This is a genomic window from Draconibacterium orientale (assembly GCF_900111425.1).
Lineage (GTDB): Bacteria > Bacteroidota > Bacteroidia > Bacteroidales > Prolixibacteraceae > Draconibacterium > Draconibacterium orientale.
In genome coordinates, this window is sequence record NZ_FOHT01000009.1 from 30,231 (window position 1) to 55,135 (window position 24,905).

General features: G+C 43.7%; 4 protein-coding genes. All 4 read right to left on the reverse strand.

The genetic code is table 11. The features are described from left to right. Positions 1 to 822: 822 nt before the first annotated feature. The 4 genes from BMW53_RS06860 to BMW53_RS06875 all read right to left on the reverse strand — a co-directional run bounded on the left by BMW53_RS06860 (position 823) and on the right by BMW53_RS06875 (position 24,379). Positions 823 to 2,229 (reverse strand): hypothetical protein, encoded by a 1,407-nt coding sequence (locus BMW53_RS06860; protein ID WP_139178049.1) that lies wholly within the window; start codon positions 2,227 to 2,229, stop codon positions 823 to 825. A 3-nt stretch (positions 2,230 to 2,232) separates the two neighbouring features. Beyond that, a complete protein-coding gene (locus BMW53_RS06865) occupies positions 2,233 to 11,388 on the reverse strand; it encodes an HYR domain-containing protein (protein WP_074780390.1) in 9,156 nt (3,051 codons plus the stop codon). A gap of 388 nt (positions 11,389 to 11,776) precedes the next feature. Further along, a complete protein-coding gene (locus BMW53_RS06870) occupies positions 11,777 to 12,721 on the reverse strand; it encodes a PorP/SprF family type IX secretion system membrane protein (RefSeq protein WP_081804783.1) in 945 nt (314 codons plus the stop codon). Positions 12,722 to 13,057: 336 nt separating this feature from the next. After that, positions 13,058 to 24,379 carry an HYR domain-containing protein gene (locus tag BMW53_RS06875; RefSeq protein ID WP_074780397.1) on the reverse strand — a complete coding sequence of 3,774 codons (11,322 nt, stop codon included), beginning with the start codon at positions 24,377 to 24,379 and terminating at the stop codon, positions 13,058 to 13,060. Positions 24,380 to 24,905 lie beyond the last annotated feature (526 nt).

Genomic DNA, 24,905 nt, shown 5'->3' on the forward strand with positions numbered 1-24,905 from the left:
ATTGACATTTTGGTTTTTAGTTGAGTGTCAATCAGTTTTTTACTTACTAATGACAAGTTGAATTTTTCGCTGTAACCGATACCCCTCTGTCTGTCGACATCTCCCCTTACGAAGGGGAGAAAGCCTAACGGAATGGCCGCTGCATATTCAATGCATTTGCTGTCCTTGTTTAAAACGAAGGGGATGGAACAGTTCCAAATCCACTTATCTGTTTTTCAAAATTTCAATTTTTTCTTCTGCTTTTCAGAAGAAGTTTGGTTTAATTCTCACCCTCTGTCCGTCGAAGCCGGACATCTCCCTCACAGAGGGAGAACTGGCTTTGTTGCTGCTTTTGCAACGATTAGGCCGGCCGTTAGCCAGAGGTATCACCCCCTCCCGATAAATCGGGATCCCCCTGAAGGGGGAACTGGCTTTTATGTAACTTTTGCTTCGAAAAGCAAGGCTACGCGCCAGAGGTTTTGTTCGCTAAATCAAGGGGGCATGCCACTTTTGGCATTTCCCCTGATTTCCTATAATACCGATTAGAAATCAAACTGAGCCTTTGGTTCATTTATTCCCAAAGCCTCTTTTCTTTACTATCGGCATTTACCATTGTAATCTCAGCGTTTCGCTTGTGGCTCAAGCTGAAAAACAATTGGTAGAACAGATGGCCGGGCCGCGGAGAAAGTGGCATTTATTTAAAGTATCGCCTAAATACTTGATGTTGTTGTAGAGAGAATAAACACCACATTTCTCTTTAGCCTCAGGCAACCGGGAAAACCAGTTGCCCTACAGAACCATACTTTCTGCCTACTCTGTTCGGCAGAAAGATTCAATTTTTAGTCATGTTTCATAGGCACATGTTTTATTCGTGTTAGCTACTATATACCCCTCCGTCCGCCAGCTGGCGGACACCTCCCCTTTTAAGGGGAGGACGTTCGCATTCCAATACGAGTCCCGTTGCTGCCGCACGATTGCATCGTGTGGCTTGTCAATCCTGTTACACACGCAATAGTCCGGAAATTTCGGGAGCGCGGTAGCGAGTTGTGAAATCAGGAAGAATGGGAATAATTTATTATCTCCTGTGCCCATGGTTTTCCAAACAGAAAGATGGGCGTTTTTTTCAATTAATTCTGCTCCCGACCCCTTTGGCTGTAGCCATTTCCCCTTTTTAAGGGGAAACAGTTTTGAACCAACAAAACTACATGTCGGATGTGCACCGGTCCGGTTCAAAACCGGCTTCCCTTGCAAGGGAAGCTCCCGACAGGGTGAAGGGTCGGGGATAAAATTACTGTTAACCACGCGATCATCCCAATATTTCGATTGCGGGTTATTATATTTTATTGTTAATAACGTAGCTGTATGCTTCGAGCTGCTAGCTGCGAGCTCCAGTTTCCCCTCCTCAAGGAGGGGGGTACCGCGTTTACAGCGGTGGGGTGGTGCACTAATAGTATTCAAACACCACCTCCCACCCGCCAGTTGGCGGATGTACTCCTCCTGAGAGGAGGAGAAATGTTCGTATTCCATTTCCTTGTTTTGAAATAAGGTAGAAGTTTCGTAGTACGATCGTTTCTTCTCCATAAAATCAGAACTTCCATCGCTGCCGCGCGATTGTATCGCGTGGTTGTTACACATACTCCAAGCTGCCGCAAGCTCCGTTGTACGGAGTGAGGCCGAAACGGGGGGTAAAGCAAATTCTCCAGCATCCGTTAGCTTTTCCAAAACCTCAATATTTACTGCTCCCCGGGTGGTTTGAGCCGACAATTGGCAATCTAAATGCGACAATTGGCAATCTAAATGCAATAATCGGCAGTTTAAGCCGTCAATTGGCAATTTAAATGCGTAAATCGGCAAATTAAGCCGACAATTGGCAAATTCAGTTTTTTCTGATCTTGAAACCTTTAGGGTTTGGGAAACGCCTAAAGATTGGTTGGTGGTTGTCGCTGAAACCTTCAAGTGTTTTTGAAACCTTGAAGTGTTTTCCTCTGCCACGCAATACCATTGGCCCGTAGCCGTGTACACCCACGCGAAAGCCCCGAAATTTCGGGAGCGCGGCAGCAAGGTGCTTGAAACCTTTAGGGTTTGCGAAACGCCTAAAGGTTGGTAAGCAGTTGTCGCTGAAACCTTCAAGTGTTTTTGAAACCTTGAAGTGTTTCCTGATGAATTCACCACGCGATGCAATCGCGCGGTAGCTGTGGCTCGCCAGGATGACAAGTGATCCATGGTTTCTATGTTATTATCGTATCTCATTTTTTAATAGTCCGTTTTAATTACTTGTGGTCGCGGAGTTATGGTAATTTCTTTTCTCAGCTCTTCAGTAACCGGATTACCGTTACAATCTTCAATCCAATAGAGTATGTTGTGGGTAACTGTTTTAAAGGTTACGCCATCGCCCCACAGGTAAATATCTTTTGGTACTCCATCTACAGCATAGTCAGATGGTTGCCCTGTTCCCGAAATATCCGGATGACTTAGGGCAGTTCCGGTAACCGGATCGGGTGTAGCAACAAACTCAATGCGCCACTGCAGCTTACTGATCATCGATAATGAATCGCAGCAATTATCGGTAAGCGATGTTAAATCGAGATCGGTATCGCCCGCAATCAAGGTACGGTAATCGATAGGCGATTTTATCAGGTTCGGATCAACATGACCGAATTGTGGCGTTGGATCGCTTTCATTGTATGTGGCCCAATGCAGTGGATCTACACAGTTTTCGTACGGATCGGCTGTAATTACCGGCGGTTCTTTGTCGGTAACGATCACCAGGTGTTCACATTCATCAAAACCTGAAATATTTTCGGCACGCCAGCTAATGGTAGAAGTACCCACTTTAAACGGGTAATCGCCAATATCGGGTGGACCCGGTGTAGCCTCACTGGCCACAAAAGTACCGGTAGCACCTTCCGTTCCATCCGGGTCGGTAATAGTCCAGGTCCAGGTAATGGGTTGAACACCTTCGTCTAAAACAGGAAGTCCATAATGATCGGTAGAATTTAAAGTGGCCGTACATACGCCCTGATCGGTTGGAGCTTCGTAGGTTGGCGGACAAGTAATATCGGGTGGCCCGGTTACGGTTACAGTGAATGAACAATCGTCAGTCAAACCCGAAGAATCGGTTATTTTATAGCTTATCGTTGTAACACCAACATAATACCTCCTGGGATTCGGCAGAATATTAATTCCTGTAGTTGCACTGGTGTATGTTGTACCATCGGGTTCAACCAATGTCCATTCCAGCACTGGATTCGGACAATTATCGCCATACGTTGGATCAGCAACGGTAATGTTTTCTCTATAGGGCAGATTAAAATCAGCCTGGTATTCATAGTCGCCCGGACAGTTCACAAATGGAGGAAGATCGATTACTTCAACAAGTTGCTCACAGGTATATTCTGTTCCCGAGGCATCAATAATGGTCCAGGTTACGGTAGTGCTGCCAACCGGATAGAATCCACTGGCATCGGCAGTTCCGGTAAAACTATTTACGATGGAATACACCTCGTTACACGGATTAATAATACCCGGAGGCACCGGACTTACATTGGCACCACACTGGCCGGCCTCGGAAGTAACTGAAACATCAATTGCTACATCGCAATCTACCTGAAACTGCGGGGCATCCAGATTTTTTATCCACACCGTATAGCTGCACTCGGCTTTTAACCCGGCGGCATCGGTTACTGTATAATGAATTTGTGTTTTTCCTACCGGGAATGCATAGGTATGTGCCGAACCTGTACCGTTGAATGTACTTCCGTCTTCGAAGGTAAGTACATAGGTAAGCACCGGATTCGGACAGTTATCGCTATAGGTTGGAGGCGTTACCAAACTACTTTCTAAATCGCATCCTCCATCTGTTATTAAATCTTCAACATCGCCCTGGCAAGTAAGTACAGGCAGCTGATTATCGATTACTTCAACAAGTTGTTCACAGGTATATTCTGTTCCCGAAGCATCAATAATGGTCCAGGTTACTGTAGTGCTGCCAACCGGATAGAATCCACTGGCATCGGCAGTTCCGGTAAAACTATTTACGATGGAATACACCTCGTTACACGGATTAATAATACCCGGAGGCACCGGACTTACATTGGCACCACACTGGCCGGCCTCGGAAGTAACTGAAACATCAATTGCTACATCGCAATCTACCTGAAACTGCGGGGCATCCAGATTTTTTATCCACACCGTATACGTACATTCGGCTTTTAACCCGGCGGCATCGGTTACTGTATAATGAATTTGTGTTTTTCCTACCGGGAATGCATAGGTATGTGCCGAGCCTGTACCGCTGAATGTACTTCCGTCTTCGAAGGTAAGTACATAGGTAAGCACCGGATTCGGACAGTTATCGCTATAGGTTGGAGGCGTTACCAAACTACTTTCTAAATCGCACCCTCCATCTGTTATTAAATCTTCCACATCGCCCTGACAAGTGATTGTAGGAGGCTGATTATCGATTACTTCAACAAGTTGAGTACAAGTCGTTTCATTTCCGGAATTATCGGTGATTGTCCAGATTACCGTAGTGATGCCAACCGGATATACATCGTCGGCATTAGTTGTTCCGTTATAATCGTTGCTAATAGTATAGGTAGCAGTAGCACAAGGATCATCAATTGTTGGAGAATCCAAATCCACGGGAGCATCGCAATTCCCTGCTGTGGCATAAACCGCTTCCGGACTATCAGGACAGCTTATTACGGCCGGAGGTATATCGGTGCGCAACATGGTTACAGTGAAGGAACAGCTTGCTGAGTTTCCATCAGGATCGGTTACGGTGTACTCTACCGTTGAAACCCCAACCGGAAACTGTTTTCCGCGAACCGACCCTGTTCCGGCATCATTCAGCGCTCCCGTAATTGTATAGCTTAGCACAAGTGAACTTAGCGGCCAGCAATCGTCGGAATAAACCGGATCGTTGATGGTAGTTGGGATAACATAACATTCATCAGGCCCCATTGTCTCGCTTACATCCTGACAGCCTTCAATTTCGATATTTGGTTGCGTTACATCAACAATTCTTACCGAAAAACTACAGCTGGCAGTTAATCCGGCATCATCAGTAACAGTATAAGTAACAACAGTTACGCCCACCGGAAAAGCGATTCCTGCAACAGTTCCATCTCCTGCACTAACTAATGCTCCTGTTGATGTCCACGTTAGTCGAGGCACAGAACATTCATCGGAATAAACAGGGTCCTGCAGGTTTCCAGGTACTTTTGAGCAATAGTTTTCGGCGGCGGTATCCTGAACATTTGGCGGACATTCAATTACCGGAGGAATGTCATCAACAATAATAAAAGTAGCAGTTGTTGACGCTGAATTATCACAATCGTCGGTAACGGTAAAGGTAACGGTGATACTATCACGGGCACCATTTCCTTCCCAAACTGCAGTAGCCATATTATCCGACCATATCAGTGTTGCCGGATCCTGGCAATTATCACTTGCCGTGGCTCCACCATGATTGGCCAACCACGCCAAATATCCTTCGTGCGTATTATGATCTAAGGTATTACAATCGGCAATACTATTGGAAGCGGGGGTAATTATTGGAGGAGTTGTATCGATAACCACAATTGTAGCAATATCGATACTGTCATTACTACACGGATCAACAGCTTTAAACTCCACATCAAGCACTTCATTACATACCAGGTTAATACCGCCAGAAGTGTTATAATTATCTTCTACATCAATAGTAACGGTATCCCCATATGCATCGACTATAAATGCCCAGGCAGACTCGCGCCAATCGATAATTTTCTGATCTGCATTCGGGTCGTCACAGCTCAAAAAAAGCGTATCCGGTGGAGCACTTAAACCCGGTTTTGAAAGGTCAAGTACCACTTCAAAGTCGGATGTGGACTCATTACAAGGTAATCCCGACTCATATTCGGTTATTTTTACAGAGTACCAGCCCGGTGTTTCAATGGTATGAATATAACCTGTATGTATTGGTGTTCCTATTGCACCAGTTCCCTCAAACCATTCAATAGTATAGTTGCCAGCCGGAGAAATTACAGGTTCAACATCAATAGGAGTGCCTGCACACATAACAACATCGCCAAGATCGATAAGCGTTTCAATAGGGTCGTAAACATTTACAGTAATAGTATCGCAAATTGTACCATCGGCTGCCTGGCCACATATATACCCGTTAACATCAGCACAAACCTGATACTGTATACTCGAAGGGACATCATCCTTGTCTTCAAGAGGCACAAAAAAGATTGGATTATAAGGATCTGATGTATCCAGATACTTATCATACAAAGGATTAAGTGCCGACCAAACCGGAACAGATTCAAAATCTCCGGTAGTGTGTATTTCACGCGAACAATCTACCCGTGTTTCAATATCTCCGGATTCAATTATTCCCCTGACCGAACGAATTTCATAATCAATGGGGTCGGCTCCCTGTTTACAGTGCGTAAACAAATGGTATTCGCCCGAAGGAAGACATATGATATTTCCATCAGGTCCCTCTAAACTTACATTTTCACAATCGATACGCCATTCTTTTGCATCCTGACCTTTGCTGGTTTTAATTTGTACGCCCACCGCATCATTATCAATAATCACGTTAAAGGAAACACATCTATAGGGATCATTTCCTCCTTCTTCCCACCAAACATCATCCAAACAACAGCGTGCATTTTTATCCTTCCGAACCTTATATTCAGCCCAAATACTATCCGGATCAGGCCTTAAATCGACATCATAAACCACTACTTCATCTGTACATTCCGTACAACTGCAATTAAGTAAATCGGTAACAATAATTTTTTGCTCCAGCTCTGTATAATTAAGGCATTCGTCGTAAAAACGATAGACACGGCTAACACTGTCAGGACAATAACCGGCAGACTCTGCTAAAGGATCAAAAAACGAATATTCATCGTACAGCTGCATGGTTACACTACCCGAACATAAATCGTTTACCTGGTTTAACGAATTTGATGCCAAAAATTGATCTAAATTTTCATAATAACCAGGAATGTCATCCGGACAATTAACCTCAATAATTTGATTAGCAAAAACCACCTCTGGCCCGGTGACATCACTTACTTTGATTTCCTGTGTCGCAGAGCTTTGATTTCCATGTATATCTACAGCTAACCACTCTCTGTAGATAGTATAATTATCAACACAATTCACTGCCGGAGGTCCATAACTATCGGTATATGACAGCTCATCAACTGCACAGTTATCGGTAGCTGTAGCCCACCCGGTATTGTCGGGATGCGTGCTTTCATGACATGCGATTATAGCCGTAGCGGGTAATGTCAATACCGGTTTTCTGTTGTCTGTAACGGTTACCGTAAAGCTGCAAGAGTTCGTATTACCGGCAGCATCAGTTACTTCGAATGTGTTAGTGGTTACTCCAACCGGGAAAGTTGAACCGGAAGGAAGCCCGGTCGTTTGAACAGTTGTGGCTCCCGCACAATTGTCTGCTCCTACCGGAGTAGTATATGTTACCACTGCACCGCAAGTTCCTAATGGTGTATTTGCAGTTAGATTACCGGGACAGGTGATGGTTGGAGGTGTGTTATCAACGATGGTAATCACCTGGGTGAACACTGCTGCTGTGCTATTACCACATGCGTCAGCGGCAGTCCAGGTGTTAGTATAGGTTCCCTCTGTCGATCCCGGAGCTACCGGCACAAATACGCCACTGTTTTTGGTATAACTAATCGTTCCTGCACAATTATCAGAAGCTACAGGAGCTAAGGCTTGTGCTGCTGTAAGTCCTGAACCATCGCTACATTCAATTGTACGATCTAAATTATTGGCGGTAGTTGTCCAGGTTGGTAGGATGTTATCATTAATCGTTATCATTTGTGTTACCTGGATTGAGTTATTACAATCGTCGGTTACACTATAAGTTCGGGTGATTATTTCTGGGCAACTATTTCCATCTGAAACATCACTTACAAATGCCACAACCGGATTTGCTGTACAGTTATCGGCTCCATCGGTTACTACTGTAATATCCGGTGCTGGTACATCTGCTGCGCATTGTACGGTTATTGGTAGTGGGTTGAATGCGGTTGGGTCTTCATTATCAGTTTCCGTGAACACGTGGTCGACAGATACTGTGTTTCCGCATTCATCTTCAATGGTATAGGTCCTGGTGATTACGCCGTTGCAGCTACCCGGTGTGGTTACCACATCGTTTGATGATACAGTAAGGTTAGCAGTGGCCGTACAGTTATCAGCGGCAGCGGCTCCCGGTAAAGCAAGGAATCCTGCTATTGTGGTTGCGGCCGCTGGTTTATCATCGGCACATTCCAGATCTACTGTTGCTGGTGCGGTGGCCGTTGGATTGGTGTTGTCAGTTACCGTGAACACGTGGTCGACAGATACTGTGTTTCCGCATTCATCTTCAATGGTATAGGTCCGGGTGATGACTCCGCTACAACTGCCTGCACCTGTTGTATTATCAACTGATGTTACTACAACATCAGATTGTGCGGTACAATTATCTGCTGCATCGGCTCCGGTCAAGGCAAGGAATCCTGCTATTGTGGTTGCGGCCGCTGGTAAATCATCGGCACATTCCAGATCTACTGTGATTGGTCCACTCGCCGTTGGGTTGGTAACATCCTTAATCGTATAGGTAAATACCCAGTCATGCGAACTTCCGTCGCAATCTTCGTAAGTATAGGTATAGGTTACATCGCCTTCACAGCCGTCGTAGCTTGTTACTTGGTAACCAGACGGAACTATAGGAGTAATCTCGTATCCGCAGTTGTCTTGAACTACCGGAGGAGTTGGTTCTGTTGCCTGATCAATACATTCAACTATAGATGCACCATCCACGGGCATATCCAGAAATAATGCACTCCCGGAATAGGTAACGATATTAGGAATTTTAATTTCACTATCAATATGAAAGATGCTGCCATTTGGTGTTAAAGCATTTCCAAACTGAAAAGTCCCTCCAGTTATATTTTTTGTTCCTGTACCATCAATTAACCCAAGGTCGAGCTCAGAGGTTGCAGTACTTGGATTTTGGAATACTATTGTTCCACCAGAGAATTCAAAATTGCCGGCAGATGTTACCTGCAACGATCCGGTACTGCTTGCCTTGTTTCCGAGCGTACACAAAGTAACTGTACCACTCGAAATTGTTATTCCTGAGGTTAAATTTAATCCATCGGGGTCAAGTGTTCCCGATGCTGAATTATATAATCTACCTGCGATATCGACATCTCCACCGGTTACAATAAAAGCTCCGTCAAATTGCGTGTGTACTTCATTCCCTGAATCATCACCTAAGGTTACATTACTTCCTGCAGCTATCCGAATTAATCCTTCATTAGTTATTGTAAAATCTCCTGTGGCTAATGAGCCTCCAGTAACATCGAATCCTGCCTCATATTCGATATCAAGCCCTATTGATGGATTCACTGAAAAACTGGAACCTCCCGGAATTGTTATAAGACCACTAGTCATTGTTAACAAGCCACTACTCAAAACATTAACGCCACCATTAATTGTTAATAAAGAGGAAAGGCCATCATCTTTATTCACAATTAAACCTTCGAATTCGGTTGTTCCACTAATAGTGGCAGAACCTGGCCCCGTAAATTCAACTACTCCGTTTGTTCCTCCATCGTAAGTGCCATTATTTGTCCAGTCTCCATATACCTGCACAGTTGTACTAAGATTGACACCATGATTTAATTCTCCACCTGATTCAATTGTAATATTATTACAGACTGCAGCTACATCAACAGTAACAGTTACTCCATCCGGAATTATTACATTATCTAGTGAAGTTGGTACTTTTCCACAACTCCAAATCGCTGGATTACTCCAATTACCTGAGCTGGCCGTACAATCTGCCATTCCCGATTTCAAAATAACGTCTTCCGCTTCAACAGTAATTAAATGCTCTGCAACTCCGCGGTTTCCGTTTACATCGGTAATTTCATAAACACGGGTGAGGGTATAGGGGCAATCCGGGTTGCTTTTTGCTTCGGAAGCCAAACGGAAGCTTGAATAATAAAGCTGACAGTTGTCGCTAACCGTACCTCCTGCATTGGCAAAGTCCGACCAGGTGGAATAAGCTGACGGGATATATTGCCCGCAATTGCGTTGAATATTCTCAGGGGCATTTAGCACCGGTGCCTGATTATCGACTACCAAAATGCTGAAATCGAAGGCCAGTAAACGAACACCATCCTCGTAAACCATTACGGTATAATCGCCATCGCTTAAGGTGCTTTGGTCTTCTGCTCCCTGCACAATACCACTTCCGTTTTGTGTCGACCAAACAAAGTTCACTATTCCGGATGTACCATTTACGGTCAGGTCAACCACTCCGGTTCTGCTGCCTTTACAACTAACATCGGTTTTTGAGAATAAGATTTCGGCCTGAGTTTCTGCTCCGGGTTCTAAAAGTACTTCCGGTTCGGTCGCTTCAACTGTGGCTTCATAAGCCATTCCTTCCCCTATTACCTCAATTACATGCTTAACTTCAGATACATTGCCATCATTATCCGAAATACTATAAATCCGGGTTACTGTGTAAGGGCAGGTTATACCGCTGCTGGTTTGGCCCACGTACCTAAAACTTCCGTAGTTAACCGAACAGTTGTCGTTGGCACTTCCGCCTGCCTGTTCAAATTGTTCCCAGGTTGTGAAAGCATCAGGTACCGGTTTTCCACATTCGCTTTCCATAGCCAGTGGTGCAATCATTTCCGGGGCTTCTGCATCGATTACCGTTACGGTAAAACTATGGAAGGCCGTATTTACTCCGTCGCTGATTCGGTATTCAACCCGGGTTGAACCCACAGGAAACTGCTGACCCGAACTGTAATTACTGGTATAAATCAGTTGATCCGGAGGCACACAATTATCGACAGCAGAAGGTTCGGTCCAACTTACATTAGCATAACATTCGCCCGGCAGATTTCGAACTGTAATGTGGCCGGGAGAGCTGATCAGGCGGGGAGCCTGGTTGTCGGTAACAGTAACAGTAAAGGTGCAGTTAATTGAGTTGTTGTAAAGAGTTGCACCACGATAAGTAACTACTGTTGTTCCTTCGTTAAATGTATAACTGCCAATTTGGTTGATGCCAAAACCATTCGAAGTGGCTTCGGTTGCACCGGTCATTTCCCAGCTAAGCGAAGAAATAATGCTGTTGGGATCGGTAACATTTAAGCCGGCGTTGATAACTGCAACGCAGGAATTTAAATCGGTATATAATGCAATATCTTCCGGACAAATAATGCCTGTAGTATCATCGTATAAAGTATTGGCAGGAAACAAAGAGTGCGCATCAACTGATTTTGATAAAAACTCAGCTTCCCCTAATTCACTATACAAATCAGGCACGTAACTCTCCCAACTAAGAGATTTTACGTCCATAGTAAATGTTAAAACAGCCATAATTATTAAAGCTATTTTGAAAGTCCGGCTATGTTGGGTTTCTGTCAACTCAAATAAATAAATTTAGTTTCTGAGCTCCATCAACATACCTGTTGTCATTTCATTTTTTACAACAGCTTACCAGATCCTGTTTTCAGAGTCTGCATTAAAAACTCTTCCAATATTTTCTGGTTTAATCATCACCGGATTTTGAACTTTTAAAGCCCTACTTTCCGGTTAATATTTCTGCATTTTTTCTCATCTTCTATTGTTTTTTGGGTAAAAACACTTCACAGTAATTTATTTTTCATACTATTAAAATTGTTTATTTTCAAAGGTATAGCATGGAACTCGCATGCATTTCAATCATACTCTTGGGTGTAATTTCTTTACATGCTCGTTTCATTTTTTAAAAATATCGTGATCTTAAATAGCTCCGTCCAAAAAAGTCCACATCAAAACCAAAAGTAAATTCAAAGGTTCCGTTCTGATATGGGTATATTTCGTTTGTTGTTATGTCCATTGCAAATCCTACTCTAAACTTATTACTAAACATCCAGTTTCCGGTAAAGCATATGGCGCCACCGGTACGGCCCAATACGCCAAGCCACAGTTTTTCGCGAATCATAAAGTTTGCGGCCAAATCAATCTGCAGTGGCGTTCCCCAGGTGGCTTTAACCAGCATGGTGGGTTTAAATACAAAATAATTAAATGGGTCGAGCGGAACTACATAACCACCGTTCAGGTAAATGGTACGCACCTCGGCACTGGTTGAATAGTTATGGAAATTCTCTTTCAGGTCGTTTTCAATGAGTTTTGGAATGGAGAATCCGGCATAAAAATAGTCCTGGTATATAAATACTCCGAAACCGAAATTGGGAAGAAAACTTAAATCTACATCTTCATCAAAAGCCCTGTCGTACTTGCCATCGGGATATAAAATGTATTCGGTAAGCGGATTTTTATAGTTGGTGAAGCCGAATTTTACGCCCATTCGCATACGTGTTCGGCGCGAAAGATATACTTCGTAGGCATAATCGCCAAGAACGGTTAAGCGTTTCTCGCGGCCAAAAGTGTCGTTCATGATGTTAAGTCCAACACCAACAGCTTCGTTTCGTAGAGGTGAGTGAAATGAAATGTATTCAGTCAGAGGCGAACGGTTAATCCCTGCCCACTGTTTTCTTACTAAAGTGGTAAAACCTATCTTCTCCCACATTCCTGCATATGCCGGGTTAATAATCTGGCCATTATACATATATGAGGTAAAAATAGGATCTTGTTGAGCACCACATCTGAGCGATATTAGCAAGACAAATATCCCTAATACAACAATTCTTTTAATGACGATACAAATTTTCTCTTTACAACTAGGGCAAACTACAACATTTTATTAACAAATGCAACTACATATTGCCCAAAAAGATATTCACATAACCCTATTTAAATCAGGAATTTCGGAACCGCCCCTGTTAATAATCCCAATTTGGGAACTGTTGATAACTCCAATCAGCTTAAAAATGTTGTATTCCCGTCATTTGTTTAAAATACTTCACACCAATACTGATCAGGCCTGGGGCTTTCTCTACCTGTTATCATCACCCCTGTCAAAAATAAGGTCCTGATATAATTTACCGAAAAACAGAATAAAGCTACAAGCACCATGCCCCCTCCAACTATTCGCATCAACAAATCAGTAATTCATTTTTATAATTTGTGGGCGTGGCAAAATGGTTATCGTTTTTTCAACTGTTTCCGACTGATTGCCATTACAATCGATTACCCAATAATAAATTCGATGCTCCACGGGCTGAAAGGTAACACCATCGCCCCAGAGGTAAATATCGGTTGGCACATCGGTTGTTGGATGAACATAAGTTGATGGCTGCCCTGTACCGCTTATGGCATCATGACTTATCGACGTTCCATCGTTCGGATCAGGTGTATCACTAAATTCAATTCGCCAATGGATTGTCATTTCTGTCGAATCACAACAATTGTCCTTGAGCGAGGTAAGATCGAGCGACGTATCCTCAGCATAGAGCGTGCGGTAATCGACCGGGAATTTTTCCAGATTTGGATCTGTATGGTTAAATACAGGATTTGGATTCGAGGGATTATAAACAGCCCAGTGCAAGGGGTCGACACAATCTTCGTACGGATCAGCATCGAGTGTTGGCGGTTCTTTGTCGGTCACAATAACCTCGTAAGAACACTCATCGAAACCCGATATATTTTTAACATACCAGTGAATCGTTGAGGTGCCGGTCTCAAAAGGATAATCAGGAATTGCAGGTGGCCCGGGATTAGCAGCGCTCCCCACAAACGGAGTTGCACTGTTTGTTGCCCCAACAGTGCCATCCGGATTATAAATCGTCCAGATCCAGGTTATTGGCTGAACACCTTCGTCTAAAGTTGGTAATCCGTAATCATCTGAACTTCGGGTAGCCGTACAAACTCCCGGATCGGTTGTGGTTTCATAAACTGGCGGACAAGTAATATCTGGTGGCCCGGTTACGGTTACTGTGAATGAACAATCGTCAGTCAAACCTGAAGAATCAGTAATTTTATAGGTAATTGTTGTTACGCCAACATAATATCGCCCCGGATTAGGTATAAAATTAATACCTGTTGAGCCGCTTTGCGTAGTTGTTCCATCCGGTTCTACACGGGTCCACTCAACAATCGGGTCAGGACAGTTATCGGCATAAGTCGGATCGTCCAACGTAACGTTATCTTTGTAATCTACATTTTCATCAGCAAAAAAGGTGTAGTCATCCGGGCAGTCGATGGTTGGCGGAAGATCTTCCACAATCACTTCCTGCACACAGGTATAAGTTTTACCCGAATTATCAGTTATTGTCCAGTTTACAGTTGTTGTTCCTACCGGGTACGAATCCGAAGCATCATCGGTGTGGTTAAAGTCGTTAATAATAGTATAGTTCGTTGTTGCACACGGATCGTTAATAACAGGAGCATCTACAGTTACCGGGGCAAAACAAGTGCCGGCCACAGCCGTTACCGGATCGGGGCTGTCCGGGCATATAATTACCGCCGGAGGGATGGACAAACGCTCGATGGTTACTGTAAATGAACACTCGGCCGTGTTATTATTTACATCGGTTACCGTATAAGTAACAGTGGTAACACCAATATTAAATACCTGATAAGAAGGCACTACTCCCATACCACTGCCCGTTGTTGCCCCGGATAACACATACGACAATTCCGCATTGGGACAATTGTCACGGTATTCAGGCGGATCAATTGTTACCCCGGTTTTCGAACACTCATTTGCTGCTATCTCTTCACTAACATCGGCAGGACAAGTAATTTGCGGACCTAAATCATCCACAATTACTGTTACATCGCAGGTTTTAATATTGCCCGAAACATCGCGAATATACCAAGAGAAATTTGTTGTTCCCACCGGATAATCGCCGCTGGCATCGGAAGGGTCGCTGCTATAGGGCGAATCGTGCCAAATGCTTTCAATTTCATTACATTGATCATCTAATTCAACTTTATCTAAAGCAACCGTTTTATAGCATACGTAGGTATCCGGAGCCCCGGCATTTACAGTAGCAGGCGGACAACTGTAAACTGTTGGATCAAGCTCCAGGTGCTTAGCCAATACGGTGAAAGTACACGAATCTTTATTGCCTGCCGTGTCTTCAATTTTATATTTTACGGTGGTTAATCCAACATTAAAGTCAACCTGACCATTAACCGAACCCGTTCCGCTACCGGTAGTTGCTCCACTTAGTTCGTAGGTCAGTGTTGTGGTACAAAAACCATCCATCAGCGGCTCTTCAATGTTGCTAAATGTAATGGCACAGGAAGCCGGATCTACAAAATCCTCCACATCATCAGGACAATTCAGCGTTGGAGGAGGAGGATTAGGTATGGTTGCGGTAAAAGTAGCTGCCGAGCAGCCATTGGCATCGGTTACCAAAACGGTATAGGTTCCGGCTGCCAGGTTCGAAGCGGTGGCCGTTCGTTGATCTCCTGTTGCTGCATCCCAGATAAAGGTATAAGGCGGTGTTCCTCCTGTTACTTCCATGGTTGCCGATCCATCGTTTGCACCGTAGCACGATGGGGCTGCAATTATTGGAGAAATTTTTGAAATCACAAAAAGATCGGGCTCGTCAACAATAACCTCTTCACTCGCCGTACAGCCATTGGCATCGGTTACCGTAACCGTATAAGTACCTGCTGATAAATTGTTGGCAATTGGGGTCGTTTGTCCATCGCTCCATAAATAGGTGTATGGTTCAACAGTAGTTACCGAAACCGTTGCTGTTGCCGTACCGGTTGCCCATCCATGGCAGTCTGGTATTGTTGACGATGTGGTAATTTCAAGCGAATTATGAATGGTAATATAAAGTGTATCTTTGTGGGCTTCGCAAACCCCGGTTGGATCGTCTGTACTCAAAATCAGTTCGGCAATACCGGCGTCAATTTCGGCCTGACTTAAAGTATAAGTAGCATTTAGGGTATTGGCATCGGGATTAAACGTTCCTCCACTGCCTGTCCAATAACCCGATGTAGCCGAACCTCCAATTGTACCATTTAAATTTACTACCGGATTGGCGGTACATACAAAATCGTCGGGTCCGGCGTTGGCAATTGGCGCCTCATTGAAAGGTACAGTAGTAGAATCAGGCAGGATTTCGCAACCATAACCATCCAGTGCTTCTAATTTATATTTTCCGGCATTTGCTGAACTAAAATTCGGAATAAAAGGATTTGGCTCGTTTGAAGTCCAGCCATTGGGGCCGGTCCACGAATAAGTAATGGGTTCTTTGCCATATTGCGAATTGGAATACAAAAAGAGTGTATCTCCTTCACAAACATCATCAAAAGCCACATCAATTTCCAGTGGGAACGGATCGAAGGTACCAAAGGAGATATCATCCAAAGCAAAATCATTACCCCCTGCTGCCGGCTCTACGTTTCTGATGCGCACTGTTATTGGTCCGCTTACATTCCCTGAATTCCAGTTGGGCTCGCTGTAAAACCGAACCCATCCATTATTACTGTTGTCTCCTACACCTCGATTTAAACGGGCCAAAGAACCCACCAAAACCCCATTTACTTCAAATTGCAATACCGCATCATTTCCCGCGCTATTTAAACTCATGGCCCAGGCCGAGAAATAATAATTGGTATTGGGCTGAACATTAACCGTTTGCTCCCAAATTGGAGTACCGGCATTAACGTTACCGTTCACAATCATAAAATATCCACTTCCCGAAGTGTGGTCTTGTCTTCCCCAGAAATTCGTGTGGTAATGACGCGCATTTGTTCCTACCCCATATAAACCTTCAGGCCATAAAGAACTCCAGGGAGTTCCGTCTCTTGGAGCATCGCTTGGAGGGTTATTTAAGTAGGGTTCTACAAATCCATAATCGGAGCTAAAACCGGTATTGCCTGCTTCAAAATCGCCATTAATTATAAGTTCATTCGAAACGGTTAATTGTGTTGTCGCCGAACAGCCATTGGGATTGGTTATTGTAAGGGTATATACATCTACAATATCAACAATTAACTCCTTATCGGTGCCGACCACATCGCCGTTCGAATCTACCCATGAGTAACTGGCCCCGTCGGCACCTCCATAGGCCGTCAAGAGCACCCTGCCCTCGTAAGCACAATAATCAGGCGCAATTACCGGATCGGGTGTTTCGCAAATATCAACAAATACGGTATCGCGCCCCGGGCAATTGGTATCCGGATCAACATAAGTAACCACAAATTGAGTGGTATCAGTTATGGTAACATTTGTTGGATTAGCTACATTTGAAGTAAAACCTGCCGGTATCGATTCCCAACTTACATCAACCGCTGTGCCGGTGCTGGTTCCGGTTACAGTTACGTTATCGATGGCCCAAAAATAATCATAAGTAGCATAATACCTGAAACGAATATATAAAGTCGGTTGTCCAATGTAGGCAGTTAAATCAATTGTTTCATGTCTGAAATTTGTTGAACTTCCCCTATCCGAATTAAATTGCTGAACTTGTGTCCAGTTTGCCCCATCGGTAGAAACCTCAATGTTTGCATAATCTCCTCCGTTATCTTCATAATAATGATAAAAATCCAACTCCAAGGAATTATATCCAACGGTACTAAATGCCGGGCTTTCAAGTGTTGTTCTAGTATAATCACTCCACCATTCCTGATCATCACTATTAGATAAATAAAACTGTGAATCATCATTCGAACTAAACCTTACTTCCCCCCAATATGCAGAATACCTATAACCCTCCGGCCTTAATGTCCATGCGGCCGCGGCTGGATCTCCCCCTGATGAGTTATTGGTTGTTCTCCAGCCACTGGCACTGCCGTTAAAATCTTCAGACAGGAGCGTTCCCGGCAATGGAGTACCACCAGAAATATCAGAAGATGAATACAGGTTAAACGTTCCACCCGGACAAACACAATTCACATCGACACTTGCTGTAACCTCAGGTGCAGGAGTTACCACTACAACTACCGGATAGGTAGCCGGGTTTACACAATCATTGGAAGTTAAGGTATATTCGTAAGTAACCGCAACAGGATTATCGGTAGTATTAACAAGTACTTCGTTAATATCGCCGGTTCCCGAAGCTGCCGGATTACTTATTCCTGCCACCGCAGCCCGGGTCCATGGGAAAGTGGTTTCCGAAACATCGCTGGTTGGAGTATAAGAAAACAGGCTTTCACTACAAACACCATCAGGATTTAAGGTACTGGTTAATGATGGTGCTGGGGTTACCATTACCACCACATCTTGTGTGTTGGTGCAACCATCAGCTTCCAATGTATAGGTATATACAACCGGAATTGGGGCCTTTGTGGTGTTTATCAGATACTCGTCTATTGCATCCGTTCCTGTTTCTGCAGGATTATCAATACCGGCAATGGCTGCTCTGCTCCAGCTAAATGTTGTTCCCGTAGTTGCACTTGCGGGGGTATATGCAAATGCATTGTTACTACAAACACCCGTAGGTGTTAAGGTGCTGCTTAAATATGGTTTAGGACTTACAGTAACCGTTGCGGTTTCGTTAAACAGATGGGTACATCCACCCGCTTCGTAAACACTTACAAGCTTGTAGGTAAAATCGCCATCGGTATCGGTGGGCACGGGCACATCAATTGTATTTCCCGCATTGAGTTCCACATCCTGATTGGCCCCGTCGTTAATGGTGTAGGTAAAAATATATGGTGCAGTTCCGCCATTAACGGTAAAAGTAATATTTGGTTCCTGGTCTTCCTGGCAAACGATTGTATCTTTTTCAATGCCTGCAGTAAGGCCCGGTTTAACTTTCACTACAATATCCATGGCAGCACCAGGGCAGTCGCCATTTTCAGCATAAATTCGGTAGGTAACTGTTGCCTCACTGAAAGTATTATTTACCAATGTTTGTGTAATGGTATTTGTGCTTTCATTCACTCCGTCGGCCACTCCACTCACACTTCCGGCAGGATCTACTGTTGCAGTCCAGTTAAAGGTAGAGCCTGCCAAATTACTTCCCAAAAGAATGGCTGTTTCTTCACCCGAACAAATGGTTTGGAAAAGCGGAGAAGCCGAAACACTGGGTGTAGGATTTACGGTTATCTCAACATTTAAAGGCTCGCCCGGGCAGCCATTATAAACCGGGGTTATGGTAACAATTCTGGTACCTGCATTTGCTGTAAACGATGGAATTTCAGTAACATTATTTTTATTAAACAGCCCGATATCCTGCCCCCCTGTTATATTGAAGGTAACCGCCGCTCCCAGGTTACTGCTTAGCGCAACAGCCGGAGTGGTTTCGCCCTCACAGTATTCCATTGCCGCTATGGGATTAACTGTTGCAACCGGGTTTACATCTACTAAATAGCTGGCCGTTGCCGTATTATTTCCACATGCGTTGTTTCCGGTAACTGTTAAGGTTAAAGTAACCGTATTTCCGGCATCGGCAAGCACCGAAGTATAGCTGGGACTTAATGAATTACTATTGGTTAAGGTACCATTTCCATCGTGTGTCCATTCAATTGTTCCGTTATTGGCATTTGCTCCGCTAACGGTATGCGTTTCGTCGATACAAATTGTTGCACTTCCACCGGCCGATGCTGTAGGTGGCAGATTATCGGTTACGGTTACAACAGCAGGACAACTTGACGGATTTCCATTATTATCGGTTACGGTAAGCGTTACGGCATTTGTACCCAAATCGGCACAGGTAAAATCATAGCGATCTAAATCACGGCTTGCAATACCACAGGCATCATACGAACCGTTATCAATATCAGCAGCAGTAATACTTGCATTTCCGGTTTCATCTAATTGAACCGTAAAATTTTTACAAATTGCTATGGGCTTAGTTTTATCTTCAACGGTAACAGTTCCCTCGCAGGTCGAGGAATTTCCGGAAGCATCGGTAACGGTTAAGGTAACGGTATTCGTCCCTACATCTTCACAGCTGAAAATAGTTTTATCAATAGTAACACTTTTAATAGAACAGTTATCCGAACTTCCGTAGTCAATGTCAGAAGCAGCGATAACCGCTGTTCCACTTGAGTTAAGCTGTATGGTAATTTCGCGGCAACTGGCTGTTGGGTTGATGTCATCAACGATTTCAACAGTTGCAAAACAAGTATTTGAGTTGCCATGCTCATCAGTAACCGTTAATGTTACGGTATTGGATCCCACATCGTCACAGGTAAAATCAGTTTTATCCAGAGCGAATACCAGGTTGGCTTCCTCAGTACAATTATCGGTACTCCCGTTATCGATATCGGATGTTGTAATTGAAGCGTTGCCTGTAGCATCTAATTGGATCGTTAGGGGTTTACAGATGGGGGTTGGATCCTGATCATCGATGACTGTTACATCAAACGTACAATCAATGGTACGCGAGTTAGTATCGGTTGCCTCGGCCCGAACCGTAGTCGTTCCTACTGGAAACTGGTAAGGGAATGTGATTTCTGTGGCGCCTATATAATATTTGATATCGCTTACTGAACAGTTGTCGGTCGCTGTTGCTACAAAACTCTGCGTTGAGTAACATTCTCCCGCGTCTGTATCGTAAGAGGCAAGTACCGTTGGACAAGTAATTACTGGATCCTGATCATCGACGACTGCTACATCAAACGTACAATCAATGGTACGCGAGTTAGTATCGGTTGCCTCGGCCCGAACCGTAGTCGTTCCTACTGGAAACTGGTAAGGGAATGTGATTTCTGTGGCGCCTATATAATATTTGATATCGCTTACTGAACAGTTGTCGGTCGCTGTAGCTACAAAACTCTGCGTTGAGTAACATTCTCCCGCGTCTGTATCGTAAGAGGCAAGTACCGTTGGACAAGTAATTACTGGATCCTGATCATCGACGACTGTTACATCAAACGTACAAGTGGCAGTGTTTGATGCGTTATCTGTAATTGTCCAAACTACCGTGGTTGTTCCCAGCGGGAAAACTGCGCCGGCCAATGTCGAGCCTGAGTTAAAGTCGTTCAACACACTCGCGATGCCGCAGTTATCGCCTGTCGCAGTTGGATCAAACTCTGTGCCTACAACTGTATAGTTACATGTTCCGGCATCTGAATCTTTTGACCGGTTGGCCACGCAGCTAATCGTTGGATTTTCATTATCAGTTACGGTTATATCAAAACTACAATCCACACTACCACAAACATTAATAGCAGTAACCGTAACCGTAGTAGTACCCAAATTAAACGAAGATCCGGAGCCGGTACCATTACCACTTCCTATAGTTTCTCCTGAGAAAGAATAAGTTAAATCAGGTGCTGGAGTACCAGTCGCTGCAACGGTATAATTTACATTTGCTGCACAGGTTCCTACTATTGTGTTGGCCAATATATCTGTTGTCTGACAAGTAGTAAATGTAGGAGGTGTATTTACGGTAATAGTAACAGTAGCATTTGCAATAAACCCATTACCATCAGTAGCTATAACCTTATAATCTCCGGCATCGGCTGTTGTTGCGTTTGAACGTGTTGGGTTTTGATCTGTGGATGAAAAACTATTAGGCCCAGTCCAAGCATAAGTAAATGGTGCATCGCCGGTTGGGTTAGAAGTTAAATTTATTGCATCACCTGTGCAAACTGTATTTTGAACAGCTCCTGCAATTACCGTTGGATCATCAGCCGTAATTCCCGAAATATTAAGATCCCCGGTTAAGCCATTAAATGTAACTGTATTTCCTTCGGCTACATCTCCTTTTATCCAGCCCGTTTCGTTCCATGCTCCAGCCTTGATTTCAGACTCTGTTCCTACAATATCGGCCGGACGATAGTCTGCACTAATGTTATAAACAGGATATGTAATTCCTGTTAGTTCCACGGTCCAGTAGCGTGAAAGGTAATTTGAGCTACTAAGGTTGTCTGCAAACTTGCCATCGGTAGTGGTAACTTTAATGGAAGCATTTGAAGAGTATGAAGTAGCAGAAATTGTAATCTCAACAGGGATTTCATTCCCGGCACCGTCAGCCAGAATAAAAGAGTAAGTACCGTTAGTACTAATTGTTCGGGTAATTTCGAGTTCAGCGTTGTTGGCGGTTGTGATATTTGGAAGATCAATAGCACTAATAATTTGGTAGGTATTAGCTGTTCCATCTCCAAAATGAAATACTCCGTTGGTAATTGCTTTTGTTCCATCACCGGAGACTTCAGCAATACCTAAATCTATGGCTGTACCACTTGTACTATTGGCATGAATTATATTTATCGTGCCTGCTGCAAAATCAAACGCACCCTGTTGGGTAACGTTTAAAGCTCCTGTACTCGAAAGTCCATTGCCAACAGTGGCCAGGTTGATTGTACCTCCTGAAATATTGATCCCTGAAGGGATGCCAGTGGCCAGCGTTCCTCCTGCCGAATTATGCAAACGCCCAGCTATATTCACAGTTCCACCCGACACTATAAATGCTCCATCGGTTGACGTTTCGATTGAATTTCCAGCACTATTTCCGAAATTAGCAGTTCCGGAAGATACCTGAATTAATCCCTGATTACCGATTGTAAAGTCTCCGGTATTTAGCGTAGCACCATTCACATGTATTCCCCCTTTCTGGGGAAGATCAAACGCATCACTTAGAGTGTAACTACCAGTTGATAACACCAAAAGCCCACTACTAAATGTATAGCTACCCAGTGAAACTGCTCCTACTGAATTTATTTCAAGTGAGCTGGAAACATCTGAACCTTTATTCAAGATAAAATTATTGAAGCTAGTAGTTGAACTTCCACCGATAACTGCATCTGCAGAACCTGTAAATTCAATCGTTCCGCTTCCGGATGAATAGATACCGTTATTGGTCCAGTTGCCATATACCTGCAGTGTAGTTGCGCCACTGTGATCTAAAGTTCCACCAGTCTCGATTGTAATATTATTACATTCTGCAGCTGCATCAACTGTTACTGTAAAACCTGAAGGAATTATAACATCATCCTCAAAATCAGGTACACAGTTGCAGTCCCAGGTAGAGGCAAGGTTCCAATCACCTGTTGCTCGTGCAGTAATCGTTCCAGCTGTTCCGGCTCCCGATTTCAAAACAACCTCTCCCGCTTCAACAGTAATTAAATGTTCGGCATATCCTCTGTTCCCATTTATATCCGTAATCTCATAGGTTCGGGTAAGGGTGTAGGGGCAATCCGGATTGCTTTTCGATTCGGAAGCCAAACGGAAACTTGAATAATAAATTCGACAGTTATCCCATACAGCGCCTCCTGCATTTGCAAATTCCGACCAAATGGAATAAGCAGCCGGTATGGTTTGCCCACAATCCAGCGTAATATTTTCGGGTGCGGTAATATGAGGTGCTTCATTATCAGAAACTAAAATACTAAAATCGAATTCCAACAAAAGATCTCCATCCTCAAAAATCCTTACAGTATATTCTCCATCACTCAAAGTTGTTTGATCTTTACGGCCCTGAACAATTCCGTTTCCATTACTCGTTAACCAAACGTAACTTAGTGCACCACTTGTACCACTAACTATTAACTTAACAGTTCCATCATTTCCGCCTTTACATGTAACATCGGTTTTTAAAAAGGCAATTTCTGCTTGATTAACCGCTCCTGCCTTTAAAAGTAATTGCGATTCTTCGGCCTTTTCTTTGGTTTCAGAAACCATACTTTCACCTAGTACTTTAATTACGTGTTTTACTTCGGTAACATTTCCACTAACATCGGCAATGCTGTAGGTACGGGTAATGGTATAGGGGCACCGGATAGCACTGGCTATTTGCCTGACATAACGGAAGCTTTCGAAATCGACAGCACAGTTATCACTTACTTTTCCACCGGCTTGCTCAAACTGTTTCCAGGAAGTAAAGGCATCTTCAACTTCTTCGCCACACACAACAACAATGGTTTCAGGTGCGGTTAATTCCGGGGCTTCGCGGTCAACCACCGTTACTAAAAAGCTATGGATTGTTTCATTTAAACCATCACTAATGCGGTATTCCACATTGGTTTCTCCAACCGGGAATTCATCACCCGGTTTGTAATTCGACTTACTAATTAAATTTTCTGTAGCTACGCAATTGTCGGTCACGATGGGTTCGGTCCAGTTTACGCGGGCGTAGCATTTTCCGGTGCTATTGGAAACCGTAATATTTCCCGGAGAAAAAACCAGCCGGGGTGCCTGGTTATCGCGAACAGTAAGCGTAAATGTACAGTAGATAGGGTTGTTGTTTCGGGTTGTGCCCTGGTAGGTAATCCGGGTTGTTCCTTTGTTAAAAACATAAGAACTAAGCTGATTAACTCCGCTGCCGGGCGACTGCGCATTGGTAGCGCCCTCCATTTGCCAACGTAAGGTAGATATAATATTTTCAGGATCGGGTAGACTTAATCCGGATGTTACGAGCGCATCGCAAGAGTTGAGATCGGTGGTTACAAAAGTATTTTTGGGATAAACAAATGCTGCGGTATCCTGATCGGGCATAGCCAGTGGCACAGCACTATTCCTTTGACTGGTATTGGCGTCAACAGCATTATTATTGGCTGTTTCCAACATTTCAGGCAAAGTATTACACAAAGATGCAAGTACAAAATTGTTTGATTGTTTGTAAGGAAAATGCGCAGAAGAAAGAGCCTCAGAAGCCAATAAATTGCTGGTGACAGGCTTGGACACGACAATAGCATTGACACATTCTGCCGAATCTATCTCCATATTGTGTAGGAAGATTGTTGAAGCAAATAACAACAATATCTTCCTTATTGAGTTATAGTAACATTTCGTCACCAACGCTTCCCCCGGGTTAATCTTATTTCCTGTGTTTTCTGCTGAAAAAGATCAATCTAAAACACAACCTCTTTCACTAACAAAATACACTATCCTTATAAAAGCTCTAAATGTAACTAAAATTGTATTCTTAACAACAACATATATTCTGTAATTAACTTTTCTGAAGCAGGATCAATAATTTAAAATGCCGTTTGTATTTATTTATGCCTCATTAATTTTCACCTCTGTTTTCGGTTAACCAAACCTGTATAATAAGCTTAAGATTGAATGAAATTCAAAAAAAATAAAGAACTAA

Bases quoted from the DNA above. Each gene is read 5' to 3' on its own strand.
- BMW53_RS06860 (WP_139178049.1), bottom strand. From the start codon at position 2,229: ATGAGATACGATAATAACATAGAAACCATGGATCACTTGTCATCCTGG.
- BMW53_RS06865 (WP_074780390.1), bottom strand. From the start codon at position 11,388: ATGGCTGTTTTAACATTTACTATGGACGTAAAATCTCTTAGTTGGGAG.
- BMW53_RS06875 (WP_074780397.1), bottom strand. From the start codon at position 24,379: ATGTTGGAAACAGCCAATAATAATGCTGTTGACGCCAATACCAGTCAA.